Below are 14,668 nucleotides of genomic sequence, written 5' to 3'. Positions count from 1 at the left end.
ATATTTTTTTGTCAAGAAATAATGAAAAACAAATAAAACATAATTTTTATAATGTAAAAGCCTTACATCATATCCAAAGTAAATAGAATCTCGACATATTACATAAAAAATGAATTTTCATTCACAATATAACAATTAATTTATTAACCAATAAATTAGATCACAAAACTAATGCCTAGCATTCGGAATTAAAATAAAAGAGGGCCCATCTGGGCCCTCTTTGTCGGCAACGCGTCCTTGCTTCGGGTGGAGATGAAAAGTGTGTTTAAGCAAAGCTCAGAGGAAAATGGCAGCCCCCACCACGATCAGTAAAACCCAAATAACCATCCGGAACGCCTGAAACTGCTCGACCATACCGCCCCCTACCTACAATTCTGAGTTAATTGAGGCAGGCGTGATGCTAGGTGTAATCAGCTCCTTCGGCTCACGATGCTGCGACAACTCTGTTTCAAGAGAATCGTCACGCTGCGACTCCATTAGCTGCATCAGTCTAGCCAGTTCATGCTGGGGTCTTGCCACATGAAATACTGAATTTCGATTGATCTGTGCTGTAGCGTCACCGGGGGCACGACTCTTGAAAACCACTTCAACATCTTCACCGCGCAGTGAAGCTGAGATGTCGCAAAAGATGACCGCAGCGATAGGATGCATCCCTTTTTCCAGCGAGATCTCGCCATTTAGCAGGGCTTCATCACGAAACCCCTGATAGAGATTAACGCTGTCAGAAAACAACTCTCGGCCATTAACGCGTAACGATGCAAAACAACGTGTGGCCACTTTAGGCTCATTGCTGCGCTGCATCGATAGACGGTTAACATTGAATGACAACACAAATTGGTGACGACCTTTATGTAGACTGGGATAAACACCATTCATCTGATACGCCCCCACGGGTGGGCGTTCTATCTGGTTGTAGCGGTGGCGCGCTAAATGAAAACGCGATTCGTCCATCACAAAGCTACCTAAATCTGAACCGACCAGTTCAGGTACAGCCTTTCTGAAATCAGGGCTCTTGTGCACTCGCACCACCCAACCGGGCTGTAATCGCATGCTGCTAGCCGCATGGGAAAACAGATTGTCACTGCGGGCACCTGGCTCCAAGGTTCTGAGCACATCAACCTCACCCTGCAGCTGCTGAAAGTTAGTATTGAGTTGATTGACCTGTTTCTTTACCTGTTGATAGCGCATACAGGCCCAGGTTCCCCCCAGGAATACGAGTACTAAACTAATTACTGAAAGTGACACCACATATTTGGCAGCGCTCTGGCTGCGACGTTTATTGCTATTTAGATTAGCCATTGCAAACTCCTCCGTCCGACTAATCCAACTGAATCAATTGTTATGCCACAAGAATTTACTTCATTTTTATCAAATGGTTAGCCCTAATTGTCGGCTGATGTATCGCGGCATCTAGTCGCATAATGCAACAAGGATAGAGTTGCAAAATGCAACTGTTCGCATTTTGCAATCCTCAACCAATCGACTTCCCCAGCGCTCAATAACTATCTATCTAATTGATAATTAATAGGTAAATTCTCTCTCAACGAGTTCGGCACAGGTTTTGAAAACGTATCAACTGACGTGGCAGGTCGTTACTTGCCAAATTCGGGTTAAGGAGCGGAAGAATGCAAAACAGAAGAAAAGTCGCTTTCTTTATGAAGAGTGTCAGTTTGACTTTGAGCAGTTGGATTGCTTTATCGGCGCAAAGTCATGCCATAGAGATAGTCGAATTAGATGTCGATGTAGAGCTGCAGTTGTTAATGGATATATCAGGTAGCGTCAACCATCAGGAATACCTACTGCAACGGGATGGCTACGCTCAGGCATTTAGCAATGATCAAGTGCAACAATCAATTTTACAAGGTGAACTCGGTAAAATAGCGGTGCAGTTGGTTATGTGGAGCGGCCAAAACCAACAGAGCGTGATGGCCGATTGGACACTGATCGATTCAGTCACTTCGGCACTGGATTTTTCAGCGTCTCTTGCCGAACTAGCTCGCCCTTTTTGGCACATGACAGGGGTTGGCGACGCCATCGACTTCGGTGTAGCGCAGTTCGAAGACAACGGCTTTAATGGCACACGCCAAATCATCGATGTGTCAGGTGACGGCATAGAAAATAGTGGCAGAGATACGCTACAGGCCCGCGGCGATGCCCTGACCAAAGTCGATACTATCAACGGCATTGTAATCAGCCCCTACCAATCAGTTAATGACTTTTACATGGATGAGGTGGTCGGCGGTGAGAATGCTTTCCTGATGCAGGTCGATCGATTCGAACAGTTTGGCGATGCGATCCAGCAAAAACTCAGTTATGAAATCAGTGGCGATGGCATCCCACCTGAGGCCACTCGCGTCATAGTGCCAGTCACGGGTTCGTTATCCTTAAGCGCCCTCGGCTTACTATTTCTGGCAATCAGTCTAAAACGTCGAAAGGAGCACTAAAATGCGATTAATTCTCCTGCTTTGCCTATCCGCACTGCTGATTGGATACGCCATCGCCGATGAACAACCCAAGATACGTTTTGGAGAAGTCCTGGCTGAAAGCCCTGGCACCAAACCGGTATTTTTAGAACAAAACCGATTCGCCATTACTCCTGAGACACTCTACGGCCTGGTTGTTGAAAAGCCTTCCGCCACCCCTTTTACTTTAAGCACTATCCATTTCATCCCTCGACAGGATGGTAGCGGTGAGTTCAATAAAGTCGCTAGTCGCATGGTCGAAGCAATCGGTAGCAGCGCCGTGTGGCTCAAACCGCTACAAGACGATCCTACGGGGATATACATGATGGAGGTTTACGTCGATCTGCGCCTGGTAACCACCATCGAATATGAGTTGTATAAGGTGCACTAAGCTGATGAGTAAATATCATCCTGACGAACATAATAGTCGAGTCCATCCACGCGTCTCGATGCGTGTACAGAGGCTCAGGCTGCGACTGAAACCAAAGGGCTGGCGTTATTTGCTGAGCGGTTGGCAACACACGACCCTGCTGAATATCTCGAATGACGGTATTGGCTTCAAAAGTCGCCACATGTTTATCGTCGGTACATGCTACGCCATGATCCTCGGGGTTGGTGACCAACAACAATGCCATGTGCGTATTGTCCGCGTCGATCAGGTAGGAAGCAGCTTCTATTGCGGTGCAAAATTAGTGGACCACACAGCCTTACTGCAGCGGCTGATCGCAGGCATCAAACCAACTCGAGCCCACCAAGGTGCCCCCGCTCAGCCGCGAAGGTCGCTCAGACTGTCTTGAAGCTGCTCCGACCGCAATGGTTTTACCAGCACCTTATTGACCCCAATCGCGGCAAATTGTTGCGCTTCTTTCAGCCCGCTATTCGCAGTTAGCGCAAAAATTGGCACGTCACACATAGGCGTTGCTAACTCACGGATCCGACGACTGGCTTCTAGGCCATCCATGACAGGCATCCGCAAGTCCATCAGCACCAAGTCAAACTGGCTGCTGCTGACAGCCTGCACGGCTTCCGCACCGTTATCAACTAGGCTGACATCGTGCCCAAGTTGCTGCAGCATCAACTTCATCACCATCTGATTGCTTTTGCTGTCTTCAGCCACCAGCACTTGCAGTGATTGATTAGCCGTATCCAATTCCGGTATGTAGTTATCTTCAGGCACGCTCACCAGCGGCAGGCTGAACCACACCTTTGCACTCCACGGCTGTGCCTTTTGCTTTGACTCGATACCAATTGTGCCCGCCATCGACTCAACAATGCGCTGACTTAATGTCAAACCCAAACCACTGCCTTGATGAGTACGGGTCTGGCTGTTGTCGCGCTGTTCAAATAGCCCAAACAGCTGTGATGATTCGTTTTCGTCAAACCCCGGCCCCTGATCCAGGATCGCAAAAGTAATATGGCTATCATCCGCAGAAACCTCTAGCCGAATCGTTCCTGAATCACTAAATTTCACCGCATTACCTAGCAAGTGAAACAGCACCTGAGCAATGAGATCGCCCTGCACTAATGATAGATTCGCCAGCGTAGTGGCAACAACGCAATCTAACTTCAGCCCCTTCGACGTCGCTTGTGAACGCCAAAGCTCCAATGCATGGGTAGTCAGTGCCGTGACCGTATGAATTGAAGCGCTGTTGGACGCTGGCAACGCCGTCGACTCATTCAGATCACCCCGCACCTGACTCAGCGTTAGTAGATCTCTTAACAGAGATTCAAGCAAAGCTGATGATTGGGATGTCATGGCGAGATGCTCTTTTTGCGATGGCGTCATCGGCTCGTTACTCAATAACTCCAAACCACCAACAATGCCATTAATCGGTGTCATCAACTCATGCTGCATCATCGCCAAGAATGCGCTTTTCGCTTCTGCTGCCTGCTCGGCGTCTCGCCATGCTTGCTCAAGCGCTAACTGCTTACGCTTAATATCCGTGATATCCCGTGCGGTACCGCGATAGCCAATGAAACATTCGGCTTCAAATCGAGGCTCGCCACTGACTTCAATCCAGCGCAGTTTGCCTGGCACAGGCTCTATTTCGAAGCGCAGCTTCTGAAACGGCGATCTGGCAGACAACTGTTTCAGCAAGCTACGCCAGCGCCCCTGTTTCTGCTCATTGGGGCTACGTAATCGCAGCCAGCGCCGACTCAAAAGATCCAACTCCGAAGTCTGCTTAGCAATGCGATCTGGCTGAGTTAAATAGGTTAATCGCAGACGATCATCGGTTTCCCAAAACCAGTCACTGGCACTGCTGGCAAACGCTTTGAATCGGAGTTCACTCTCTTTGTGGGCTTGCGTGCGTTGCTCTACCAAGGTTTCCAGATGATGTCGGAACCCCAAGTTAATCATCAATTGCGACAGGAAAGGTCGAAAACGGGAGACTAACCGACGCGCTTCATGATCAAAAACATGTGGCCGACTGTGGAGACAGATCAACAACACCTGACGCCGGCTATCTGCAATGGAGGTGATGATAGCACTGTGTGCCATGCCCCGAACCTGTTCGGGCAAAGCCTGCCATTCCGGCAATAAGGTGGTATCAAACAGCAGTAACGTATCTCCGGAAAGTGCCCGGCTAAATGACGTCGCTGCGGGCCAGCGCGCAGCCATCAGTACCTCACTACTGGCAACCAGCGGCGCATACTCACCGCTCTCAAACTCAACGATAAGTGCATGCTCTAACGCCGTGAAGGGCTTAAGCATCTCGATTAATGCGTCAATAAGTTTTGCCGGATCGGCGGCGGCAGACAGTCGCTGCAACCCCTGCAACAGAGCGTCATTCTCCGCTTGTAATTTATGCGCCTGACTTCTGGCTCTAACCAATTGCTGCGCTAACTCATGGGAAGATTCAGCCTGCTCCAGCTTATCGTCTTGGTTCACTTAGCCCTCCATGAATAGCACACTGGCGATCATCAAATTACCATGAGCGAATTCCCCACCAATAAACTGGCCCTGTTCGCCAAATGTAAATGCGCCAGCAAATGGGGCACCCTTTAATACCTGATTAATAGACGCAACCACATCAGGCATCTGGCGCTGCACCGTCAACATACAACCGGCACAATAGATATTTAAGCCACCAATAATCCGGTACCGCTCTGCGTCTAACGTCTCCTTTGCTTCCTGCGCCACGCGGCCAGCCCGACCAATCAGGCTCTCCGTTGTACCTTGCATCAGAACAATCTCTTCACCTACCTGAACTTCGGCAAAAAGATTCAACCCTCCCTGATCGGAAACATGTTCGGGGTGCGCCAATTTGTAATAGGGCACACCGTTAACCTGCCCAACGTAACGGCCTAAAGGGCTGAGCGTCGTTGCGGCCAGAATACTGTCGTCTCGTTTGATATGAGACTGAATCAGCCCCTCAGTCCAACGGTTGTAAAGCTGAGCAGCAGGCAGATCATCTAACCGCTCCAGATGACGACTACTGGCAGCGGTTACGGTTGCTTTCAGTGACGTTGGTAGGTAGCCAGAATGAAAGCTAAAGCCTAATTCACAGGAGGGATAAAACAGAGTGAATGCGATGCCGTCATCGCACAGGGTGCCATTGGCCCCTATCAGCCATTGCTGCGCCACCTTGTTATCGGCAGCGCTCCCACCAATAACCGGCGTGGAACGACCAAACACCCCCTCAATAGTGTGCAGTATCCGCTCCTCTTGTCCCGGTGTACCGTGCAGCCACACCAGAGCAGGAAGCTCACCGACGCGATCTGCAGCCAACATCGCCTGATACAAAGCAGCCTTTACAGACGCATCAACATTGCCAACGAAGGGCTCGACAGCACAACCAAAGCTGCCATGGGCGTCCTGACACGCCCATACCACCAAGCCATAGCCGCTAACACCGTGGTAGCCAAGCTCTGTCATTGCCCCCTGACATGATGTGCACAACATCTGTTGTGTATCCGGATAATGCGCAAGCAGTTCGCTCTGCACCAGCTTCACGTCCATATCGCTAGTGACGTATATCAGTATCAGGTCAGGGTTAGCATCGAGCCTCGCCGATAGCTGTTCAACCGTTTCATCGACCGCCTTAAGGGAATTAGGTTGCGTGCTGAACGCGGTTGCGATCTGCATTACGGCTCCTTCGGCTGGTAAGCTAATAACTCCGACTGGGTTTGTTGCCAAAGCCGTTCGAGCTGGGCAATCAATTCATTGATCTCCTCCGGACTACCCGCAAGCGCCAAACCCTCTATCCGACCAGCACACTCACTTAACACTATTGCCCCAAATGTTGCGCCACTAGTGCAGAGCGTATGGCTTTCACGTAACAGCAATTGGCGGTCATTTGAGCAATTCGACAGCGCTTCTACACGGGACTGTGCTTCATCAATAAAACAGGTTCGCAGCTGCGGCCAAAGCGCGATGCCCGTATCTGCTAATAGTTTCTCCAATGTCTCCTCAGACAAGCAGCTGGTGTTCATCCTGCCCCTTCCATTGCTTAATTTTTCGGTATAGAGTCGAAGGATTAAGCCCTAGCTTCTTCGCCGCCTCACCAACTTTACCCTGATGCAACTCAACCACATGCTCAATCAAGCATCGCTCATAGACCTCGTAAGCGTTAACGGCCTCGACCGAATTGGGTAACCAGCCATCTCCGCTTCCTGGCTGTGCCTGCCGACTAACGCGATGGTGGGATATGTCAATTTCGGGCTCAGCAAAGGCACGCTCAAAACGCGCTTGAATATCAGGTAACATTGACAGTTCAACCAGATCACCATCGTGGAGTACCGCCACATTTCTCAGTACGTTTTCCAACTCACGGACATTGCCCGGCCAGAGATATTGGCGCATCCAGACTTGCACTTCGGCACTGAAACCACTGAATCTGCGCTGCTCCTCCGCACAGATTTTTACCAACAGAGCATCAGCGATCAGCAAAACATCGTCGCCGCGGTCACGCAACGGCGGCAACACCAAGGGAATAACGTGCAGCCGATAGTAAAGGTCTTCCCGAAAACGCCCCGCACCCACCTCCGTCAGAGGATCACGATTGGTCGCACACACGATACGAACATCCGCGGTCTGCAGCTTGCCACTTCCCACACGAGAAAATTGTCCCGTTTGTAAAAACCGTAACAGCTTACTCTGCAGATCCAGATCCATCTCACACAGCTCGTCAAGAAACAGCGTTCCACCTTGCGCCTGTTCAGCTGCGCCCTCTCGGTGTGTAACTGCACCGGTGAACGCCCCTTTAACGTGACCAAAGATCTCACTTTCCATCAGTTCTCGAGGGATAGCGGCACAGTTTATAGCGACAAAAGGCGCTTTACTCCGAGGACTACGTTGATGCAGTGCTTGGGCACACAGCTCTTTACCTGTACCACTTTCTCCAGTGATAAATACCGTGGCTTTACTGGTTGCGGCACTTTCAATGATCCGGTAAATCTGCTGCATCGGCAATGACTTTCCGATTAAGCCTTCGAAACTTTCAACAACAAAAGTTTGGTGTAGTGACTCAACGAGGGCACCGAGCTCAGACAAACGAAGGGTGTTCTCTACTGTCACCAGCAGGCGCGCTTTTGAGACAGGTTTCAGCAGAAAATCTCTTGCGCCAAGTCGCATCGCCTCAATCGCATTTTCCAGTGAGCCATGCGCAGTGATCACCACCACGGCGACATTAAGTTTCTGTTCAGCGACAAATTCGAGGATACTCTGACCATCCATGTCCGGCAGCTTTAGATCCAGCAACATCAAGTCGGGCACCTGACGATCGAGCGCAGCCAAGGCTGACTTACCACTGGCATGATGGCTGACGCGATAGCCCTCTTGCTTTAAGTAGCTTTGATAGACGAGCGCCAAAGACTGGCTATCTTCAACGATCATTATGCTAGCCATCAAACCTCCTTAAAAAACTCTGGTCTAATCCTTACAGCTAGTCGTAATACCTTGCTAATTCAAGCTGTTTGACTTGATTATGAGGCACAACTAGAAATGAATAACGCAAAACAGCAGTAAAGAGTAAAGATTAAAGATTATTAGCCTTTACTATTATCTGCCATTTATCGAGGTACAAATTTGGACTCAGTTACCCAAGCCGCACTCGGTGCCGCTGTCGGCGGTGCTATCGGGGGGCGACAGTTAGGCTGGCGCGCGTTCGCCTGGGGCGCAGGCTTAGGCACACTCCCCGATATGGATATCTTCATCCATTACCCCGACGCCGTCGACCAAGTCACTAAGCACCGTGGTTTTAGCCACTCGATCTTTGTACTGACGGCGCTCTCACCTGTGCTAGGCCTGCTGATTGCCAAACTACACCGATGGCGGTTTTGGGGCGCCACTTTGATGGCTTGGTTGTGCTTAGTGACTCATCCACTGCTTGACTGCTTCACCAGCTACGGCACCCAGCTGTTTTGGCCATTAGCCTCACCGCCGATCGCTTGGTCAACCATCTTTATCATCGATCCGCTATATACCCTACCGCTGCTGATAGGCGTGATATTCAGTCTCATCGGCTTTAATCGGCGGAAAGCCAAACCATTGAAGTCGAACCTATGGGGGTTGGGGATTAGTCAGGCATATTTGGCATTGAGCTTGGTTTTGATGTTATCGGTGAAATATCAAGCCAGTGCGGAACTCGAGTCCAAGGGCGTGTCAGAGACCCCTTTTATCGCCCCAACGCCATTCAATATCTTAAGCTGGCGCATTGTCGGTAAAGATGACCACCACTTGTGGATAGGGTATTTCAGCTGGCTCAACCCTAAACCGATTCACTTCAACACCTATCCCCACAAGCACAACTTGGCCAACAAAGAGGCGCTACCCAAGCTGGCGCGTTTGGATTGGTTTACACATGGCTTTTATCAATTACAGACTGATCAAGGACAACTTAAGTTCGTTGACATGCGCTTAGGCATAGAGCCATACCTACCCTTCCGTTACTTGCTGGCAGAGCATACCCCCGCAGGCTGGCAACCCAAGCAAACCGTACGCTTGCCACCACCTAAAACAGGAAAAGAACTGGTACCCGAGTTGATAAAATTGGTGCGAGGTCAGCCACTGCCAGCAGTGGATTTCGAACAAATAGACAAACCAAAAAAATGACGGGTATTAGTTAGCTATATCCATCACACGTTGCAAAAACCAATACATGCCGACACCACCCACGCAACCGGCCAAAGGATAGGTGATAGCGGAAGGCGCAATTGCCCAGCGACGCCCGGAAGCATAGCGATACAAACGAGGTATAAATAAAATGATCACACTAAGTACGGCAAGAAAGCTGATTTGGCCAATTTCCACTCCCAGATTAAAAAACAGTAGGGCCACGGGCACCTCGGCTTGCGGTATTCCTATCTCCTTCAGTGCACCCGCAAAACCCATTCCATGAAGTAACCCGATACTACCCGCAACCAACCAAGGCGAGCGCATACCCAGCTTGGAAGATTGATCGATTGGTAACATGATCTCATAAGCCATCATAACAATAGACAACGCAATCAGCGTTTCAACCAATGCCGAAGAAGGAGTAATAAACGACAGATACACTAAAGAGAGTGTCAAACTATGGGCTAACGTGAACGCAGTGATCGATTTAATAAGTTGCACACTGCTACCCAACATCAAGTAGATAGCAAATACAAACAGCAAGTGATCATAGCCAAAAACTATGTGCTCAATACCAAGGGTTAGATAACGGCTAATACTGCTCAGCCAATCACCTGAATAGCCTTCCCCTTGCTGGAATAAGGGGATAACAATACGCTCATCGGCACGCAATAACAGCTGTCTTTCACGCGTATCATAGCCAAGTGAAGGCGCAGTCAAGAGTACTCCGGATGCTTGCCAATGAAGCGTCAGCTTATCGCCATGCTTCCATTTACTACGGCAGGCAAAACGATATCTAATGACATCTAATGCACCACTCACCCTTTCTGTGCCGCGCATTTGGCATTGTTCAGGTAGATCAGGCAGGGACACCTGATATGCCAGATGAAAAGGGATCATGACGTCAAACTGAAACTGCCGTTCGTCCGCTTTGGCCGTCACTGACGCCTTGTCGGACTCCGTCAAAACAGCACTGATAATACCAAGCTCGTGGCCCATCACCGGAAAGCCCTGCAATGACACCAAGAAAATGAAAAATGACCGTAACCAATACTTCAAAGCGTGGTACTACCTTCTGTCACACCAATCGAAAAGCGCGTTTTCAATTGCTCAACCCGCAGTCGGATAAATGCTGACTCTTTTTCTTTTTTCCACTCATTCTCCACATGCCTCCGTACTTCTTCAAAGATTGGCAACGCACCTTGGCGCATCCTCTCAACACGTATGAAGTGGTTACCGGTAGGACTTGGAAATGGTCCTTGCCATACCCCTTTCGGTACCTCAATGATCGCCTCCGCCACATGAGCACCATACCGAGCCGCTATCCCTTGTTCGGGGAGGTCATTCCAATAACTTGAAGAGGATTGCTGAGTCAGCTGTGGACTGGCTTCAATCTGCCCCGAGCGTAGCTCAACCAGCAAGGTCTGCGGAATCGGCCTATTGGTGACAAAGAAGAGTTGCTCAAAGCGCCACGATGGCGGTGCTCTGAAGCTGTCTGTGTGACGCTTAAAATAGTCAATTAGCTCACTTTCAGTCGGAGTCGGAACTTGTGATTTGATAATAAAGTGCATTTTATTGAGAAGACGCATACGTATCATTGCATCGTCATTAAGGCCTAGGCGGTAGGCCTCTTTGAGCAGTATCTCTTCCTGCACATGCTCTGCCAAAACAATCTCTACCTCCTCAGCCGTCAACGGTCGGCCGCGCCCCTGTTCGGCATAAGCCACAATGGCCTTTTTATCCGCAACACTCACCTCAATCGTGGGAGTCGGAGAGGGAGCGTAGAGCAGGTCGAATAATGCAATCACCCCCGCCACGAATAGAAACACCAGCCAGGGTTGTTGCAACCACGGCTTTAATTTGGCGCTCTGCTTACTAAACCTATTCATCGATTTGATACAATCCGTCAACGGTCAGGTGAAAATTGATTCAGAGTGGGCACGATGCAAAGTCCCCCACTCTACTACCTAAGGATCTTTCTGGATCAAGGCAAATGAACCTTGAGAGCTATCATCTGCTTCAAACTGCCCTGTCACTGGCGAATAAGTGAAGTAATCCACTCGGTCTTCCATGGGCTTAAACACGTAATAGCGGAGCAGCATGACCTCTTGCGCATCACACTGATAATCCACAATAAAATTGTGGCTTACCCCCCCACGAGGACCATTCTGGGTATAGTATGCTTCGCGCTGACAAACATGGCCGGCATTAGACATAACGATGTTGTCATACTTGGTCAGCAGGTTGTTCTTAATATGAGAAGTGGCCCAAGTGTCATGGGTCGCCAGAATTACCTTGCGGTTTGGATAGCGAGCCAATATCTGTTTGGCCCACTCCATGCCTGCCGGGCGATAATCGGAGTACTGATCGTACGTCTCGACCTGCAAGAACAGATAGTCTTCACTGCCAATTGTCATCAGGCCATAGTTGTTTTCAACGCCGCCAAAATCCCCACCCCACCAGGCTTCATTAGAGAAGCTAGAGACAGGGAAGTATTGATTCATCATCCACGGATCGTCATGATTACCGATGATAGGCATGAAGGGCACTTGCCCGTAGAGCTTATCCCAAGCAGAAGTGGAATTATCCCACTCCCAGCGCTGATTCCAGCCCTCGGTGATATCGCCCAATCCTTGCACAAACTTGATGTTGAGATCTTCTTTCGTATCCACTAACCACTGAAAAGCGGTGCGCATGTGCGCGATAGGCGCATTGTCACGATTTTGAGAGTAGTGCTGCGTATCGGGGATCACTACTAGCGTCCACTCTCCTCGAGATTTATCAACACTGTGGGGGCCCTTCCCGGCTGGTTTAACATCGATATAATTAAGGTTAAAGTCGCCATCAACGACATGCATTCTTAACGTTTGCTGACCCGCCTCTAGCGTAATACCTCGCAGCGTCGTTGTGCGCCAAGTTTGCCAGCCTCCCGTATGTGGGATGTTGATGTCGCCGGAGATATCATAGCCAGCGGATTCAAAACGGATGACAGAGCCATTCCCTTCGCTAGCGACACGCAGATCCAAATCATACTTACCAGCAGATTCAACCATGACGGTGTACTCAAGCCACTCACCGTCCCTAAGCCAGCCGAGACTATAGCCAGCGCCAACATCATTTGCTCGCTCAATGTCGACACCACCATCTCGGTATTCACCACCTAAGTTTTCTGGCTCTACATCTGAATAAGCAAATTCAGCACATCCGCTATTGTAGTTTTCAGCCTCAATCCGTCCCGGTATGCCCACAGCCCTGCCGCCATAAGGTAGCGAATCACACTCATCGCCCGGCTGTTGCTGCCCTTTTTCATATACACGTACGTAATCCACCTCCATAATTTGCGGAAATACGGTGTTTTGATTAGGACTACCAGGCCAGTTTCCACCCACGGCGACATTGAGAATCAGATGAAAGCGCTGATCAAATGGCGCTGGATAGCTACCACCTTCACTCCACCACTGCGTTTGTGTTTGGTACAACTTGCCGTCGATATACCAGCGAATTGCTTCCGGCTCCCACTCAACACTGTAAGTGTGGAACTGTGTCGCAACATTCGTCGCTGGAGTAACCTTGTCACCGCTATGTGTGTTGTCAGGCCATTTACCACCATAGTGCAGTGTGCCGTGGATGCTATTGTTACCATCCACTTGCAGATTGACAGCCTCCATAATGTCAATCTCGCCACTGGACGCCCACCCACCGTATGCATCATCTGTCGGTAGCATCCAGATAGCTGGCCATAACCCCTGACCACTTGGCAACTTGGCTCGCACATCTACACGACCGTATAGAAAATCCATTTTTCCTTTGGTATCGAGCCGCGCAGACGTGAAGTCACGGCCACCATCGCTCCCCTCGTAGTATTCACGACGAGCAGTGATTTTTAACGAACCATTATCGACGTAAGCATTTTCTTGCCTAGGCGTGTAGTACTGCAGCTCATTGTTGCCGCCGCCCCAGCCATTATCTGAATGGTTCCAACGCTGAGCATCAATTGCGGTACCATTAAACTCATCACTCCACACCAAGTTCCACCCTTTAGGTTCATCTGGGTCATTTGGATCATCCGTGTCTTCTTCGTGGATATCGATGTAGTTTAAGTTGATCTCTTGATTGGCAAACATAACTTCCAACTGATGATTACCCTCAGGTAATTCGACGCTCTGAGAGATCGTCTGCCAATTCTGCCAACCTCCGGTATTCGGGATCAAAAACGGGTCGCCAAGGTATGAGCCGTTCAAGCGCAGAGACAGAGAACGCCCATCCTTAATTGTTGAGACTCGAGGGGCAACCTGGTAGCGGCCCGATTTTTCAACAAAAATTTCGTAACTCAGACTTTCTCCGCTGTCAGTCCAGCCCACATTAAAGCCCGCGCCATCATCAGATGTGCGCTCAATGTCGACATCCGTATTTCGATATTCTCCACCGCTGTTGCCGGATGTTGTATCGTAATAATTTACAAAGTCTTCGGCTTCAACCCGACCAGGTAACGAGATCGGCTCGCCCACAGAGGACATGCCTTCGATCTGAATATAGTTAATGTTAATTTCACGGCTTTCGAAAAAGATTTCTAGGATATGCGAACCGGCTGAGAGATGGTGCTGAGACTCTATGGTTTGCCAGTTTTGCCATCCTCCGGTGTTTGGCAAAGTGGCGGTTTCACCGAGCTGGCTACCATTTAATTTGAAGTGAAGTCTTCGTCCATCTTTGGGGGTCGATATCCGTGTTTTAAACTGATAGTCACCAGCTGTTGGCACAAGGATGTTGTAGTGAATATATTCACCCTGCTTCGTCCAACCGACATAATAGCCACCGTCTGTATCCTCAGCGATGCCGATATCAACTTTGCCCCAACCATACTCGCCTCCCTCGTTGTACCAAGTTGAGTCTTGCGCGCCATCATAATCTTCAGCTTCAATGGTGCCAGGTAAAGTCACCTCGCCTTGCGCTGGTAATGCCGCTGTCAGACACCCAATCAGAAGTAATAGGTAAGAAGTAGAGCGTTTCTTAAAGTGATTTTTCATAACCATCCCTGTGACTCAATTAACGTCTATAGCTGTCCGCATTAAGCCAGGTTATCTCATGCCAGCGAATGGCTACGCGCAAACCGTCAATAATGTGACACGCTAAGTCAAGAGTATGGCGAAAT

At 49.5% G+C, this 14,668-nt stretch carries 12 protein-coding genes; 4 read left to right on the top strand and 8 right to left on the bottom strand.

What is annotated here, in order from left to right:
- Nucleotides 1–366: 366 nt before the first annotated feature.
- Nucleotides 367–1,299: a hypothetical protein gene (locus tag EZV61_RS07205; protein WP_131414809.1), complete on the bottom strand. Its 933-nt coding sequence runs from the start codon at nucleotides 1,297–1,299 to the stop codon at nucleotides 367–369.
- A 326-nt stretch (nucleotides 1,300–1,625) separates the two neighbouring features.
- Here EZV61_RS07205 and EZV61_RS07200 point away from each other — a divergent pair, with 326 nt between their 5' ends.
- Genes EZV61_RS07200 through EZV61_RS07190 form a run of 3 tightly spaced genes read left to right on the top strand, consistent with a single transcriptional unit; the run spans nucleotide 1,626 to nucleotide 3,259 of the window.
- Nucleotides 1,626–2,444 carry a DUF1194 domain-containing protein gene (locus tag EZV61_RS07200; protein WP_131414808.1) on the top strand — a complete coding sequence of 273 codons (819 nt, stop codon included), beginning with the start codon at nucleotides 1,626–1,628 and terminating at the stop codon, nucleotides 2,442–2,444.
- Nucleotide 2,445: 1 nt separating this feature from the next.
- On the top strand, nucleotides 2,446–2,853 hold the full coding sequence (locus EZV61_RS07195; protein WP_130566811.1) for a hypothetical protein: 408 nt from the start codon (nucleotides 2,446–2,448) through the stop codon (nucleotides 2,851–2,853).
- Between the two features lie 4 nt (nucleotides 2,854–2,857).
- Nucleotides 2,858–3,259 (top strand): hypothetical protein, encoded by a 402-nt coding sequence (locus EZV61_RS07190; protein WP_130566810.1) that lies wholly within the window; start codon nucleotides 2,858–2,860, stop codon nucleotides 3,257–3,259.
- Here the strand turns inward: EZV61_RS07190 and EZV61_RS07185 are convergent.
- The 4 genes from EZV61_RS07185 to EZV61_RS07170 are packed head-to-tail and all read right to left on the bottom strand — an operon-like array spanning nucleotide 3,229 to nucleotide 8,310.
- Nucleotides 3,229–5,352, bottom strand: a complete 2,124-nt coding sequence (locus tag EZV61_RS07185) for a PAS domain-containing sensor histidine kinase (protein ID WP_131414807.1) — start codon at nucleotides 5,350–5,352, stop codon at nucleotides 3,229–3,231. The genes EZV61_RS07190 and EZV61_RS07185 overlap by 31 nt on opposite strands.
- Nucleotides 5,353–6,549, bottom strand: a complete 1,197-nt coding sequence (locus tag EZV61_RS07180) for an FIST signal transduction protein (RefSeq protein WP_130566808.1) — start codon at nucleotides 6,547–6,549, stop codon at nucleotides 5,353–5,355.
- Nucleotides 6,549–6,896, bottom strand: a complete 348-nt coding sequence (locus EZV61_RS07175; protein WP_131414806.1) for an Hpt domain-containing protein — start codon at nucleotides 6,894–6,896, stop codon at nucleotides 6,549–6,551. The genes EZV61_RS07180 and EZV61_RS07175 overlap by 1 nt, the downstream gene beginning before the upstream one ends.
- Nucleotides 6,874–8,310 (bottom strand): sigma-54-dependent transcriptional regulator, encoded by a 1,437-nt coding sequence (locus EZV61_RS07170; RefSeq protein WP_131414805.1) that lies wholly within the window; start codon nucleotides 8,308–8,310, stop codon nucleotides 6,874–6,876. The genes EZV61_RS07175 and EZV61_RS07170 overlap by 23 nt, the downstream gene beginning before the upstream one ends.
- Before the next feature lie 180 nt (nucleotides 8,311–8,490).
- Between EZV61_RS07170 and EZV61_RS07165 the strand changes: the two genes are divergently transcribed.
- Nucleotides 8,491–9,516 (top strand): metal-dependent hydrolase, encoded by a 1,026-nt coding sequence (locus EZV61_RS07165; RefSeq protein WP_165569555.1) that lies wholly within the window; start codon nucleotides 8,491–8,493, stop codon nucleotides 9,514–9,516.
- Nucleotides 9,517–9,522: 6 nt separating this feature from the next.
- Here EZV61_RS07165 and EZV61_RS07160 read toward each other — a convergent pair whose 3' ends face one another.
- The 3 genes from EZV61_RS07160 to EZV61_RS07150 all read right to left on the bottom strand — a co-directional run bounded on the left by EZV61_RS07160 (nucleotide 9,523) and on the right by EZV61_RS07150 (nucleotide 14,543).
- On the bottom strand, nucleotides 9,523–10,578 hold the full coding sequence (locus EZV61_RS07160; RefSeq protein ID WP_131414803.1) for a HupE/UreJ family protein: 1,056 nt from the start codon (nucleotides 10,576–10,578) through the stop codon (nucleotides 9,523–9,525).
- Nucleotides 10,575–11,408: a peptidyl-prolyl cis-trans isomerase gene (locus EZV61_RS07155; RefSeq protein ID WP_114337510.1), complete on the bottom strand. Its 834-nt coding sequence runs from the start codon at nucleotides 11,406–11,408 to the stop codon at nucleotides 10,575–10,577. Before EZV61_RS07155 ends, EZV61_RS07160 begins: the two co-directional genes overlap by 4 nt.
- A gap of 78 nt (nucleotides 11,409–11,486) precedes the next feature.
- Nucleotides 11,487–14,543 carry a carbohydrate-binding domain-containing protein gene (locus EZV61_RS07150; RefSeq protein WP_165569554.1) on the bottom strand — a complete coding sequence of 1,019 codons (3,057 nt, stop codon included), beginning with the start codon at nucleotides 14,541–14,543 and terminating at the stop codon, nucleotides 11,487–11,489.
- Nucleotides 14,544–14,668 lie beyond the last annotated feature (125 nt).

This window comes from Corallincola luteus (assembly GCF_004336975.1).
Classification (GTDB): Bacteria; Pseudomonadota; Gammaproteobacteria; order Enterobacterales; family Neiellaceae; genus Corallincola; species Corallincola holothuriorum.
This window is presented reverse-complemented; position numbering and strand designations above follow the sequence as displayed.

Bases quoted from the DNA above. Each gene is read 5' to 3' on its own strand.
- EZV61_RS07155 (WP_114337510.1), bottom strand. From the start codon at position 11,408: ATGAATAGGTTTAGTAAGCAGAGCGCCAAATTAAAGCCGTGGTTGCAA.
- EZV61_RS07200 (WP_131414808.1), top strand. From the start codon at position 1,626: ATGCAAAACAGAAGAAAAGTCGCTTTCTTTATGAAGAGTGTCAGTTTG.
- EZV61_RS07150 (WP_165569554.1), bottom strand. From the start codon at position 14,543: ATGAAAAATCACTTTAAGAAACGCTCTACTTCTTACCTATTACTTCTG.
- EZV61_RS07180 (WP_130566808.1), bottom strand. From the start codon at position 6,549: ATGCAGATCGCAACCGCGTTCAGCACGCAACCTAATTCCCTTAAGGCG.
- EZV61_RS07205 (WP_131414809.1), bottom strand. From the start codon at position 1,299: ATGGCTAATCTAAATAGCAATAAACGTCGCAGCCAGAGCGCTGCCAAA.
- EZV61_RS07175 (WP_131414806.1), bottom strand. From the start codon at position 6,896: ATGAACACCAGCTGCTTGTCTGAGGAGACATTGGAGAAACTATTAGCA.
- EZV61_RS07190 (WP_130566810.1), top strand. From the start codon at position 2,858: ATGAGTAAATATCATCCTGACGAACATAATAGTCGAGTCCATCCACGC.
- EZV61_RS07195 (WP_130566811.1), top strand. From the start codon at position 2,446: ATGCGATTAATTCTCCTGCTTTGCCTATCCGCACTGCTGATTGGATAC.
- EZV61_RS07170 (WP_131414805.1), bottom strand. From the start codon at position 8,310: ATGGCTAGCATAATGATCGTTGAAGATAGCCAGTCTTTGGCGCTCGTC.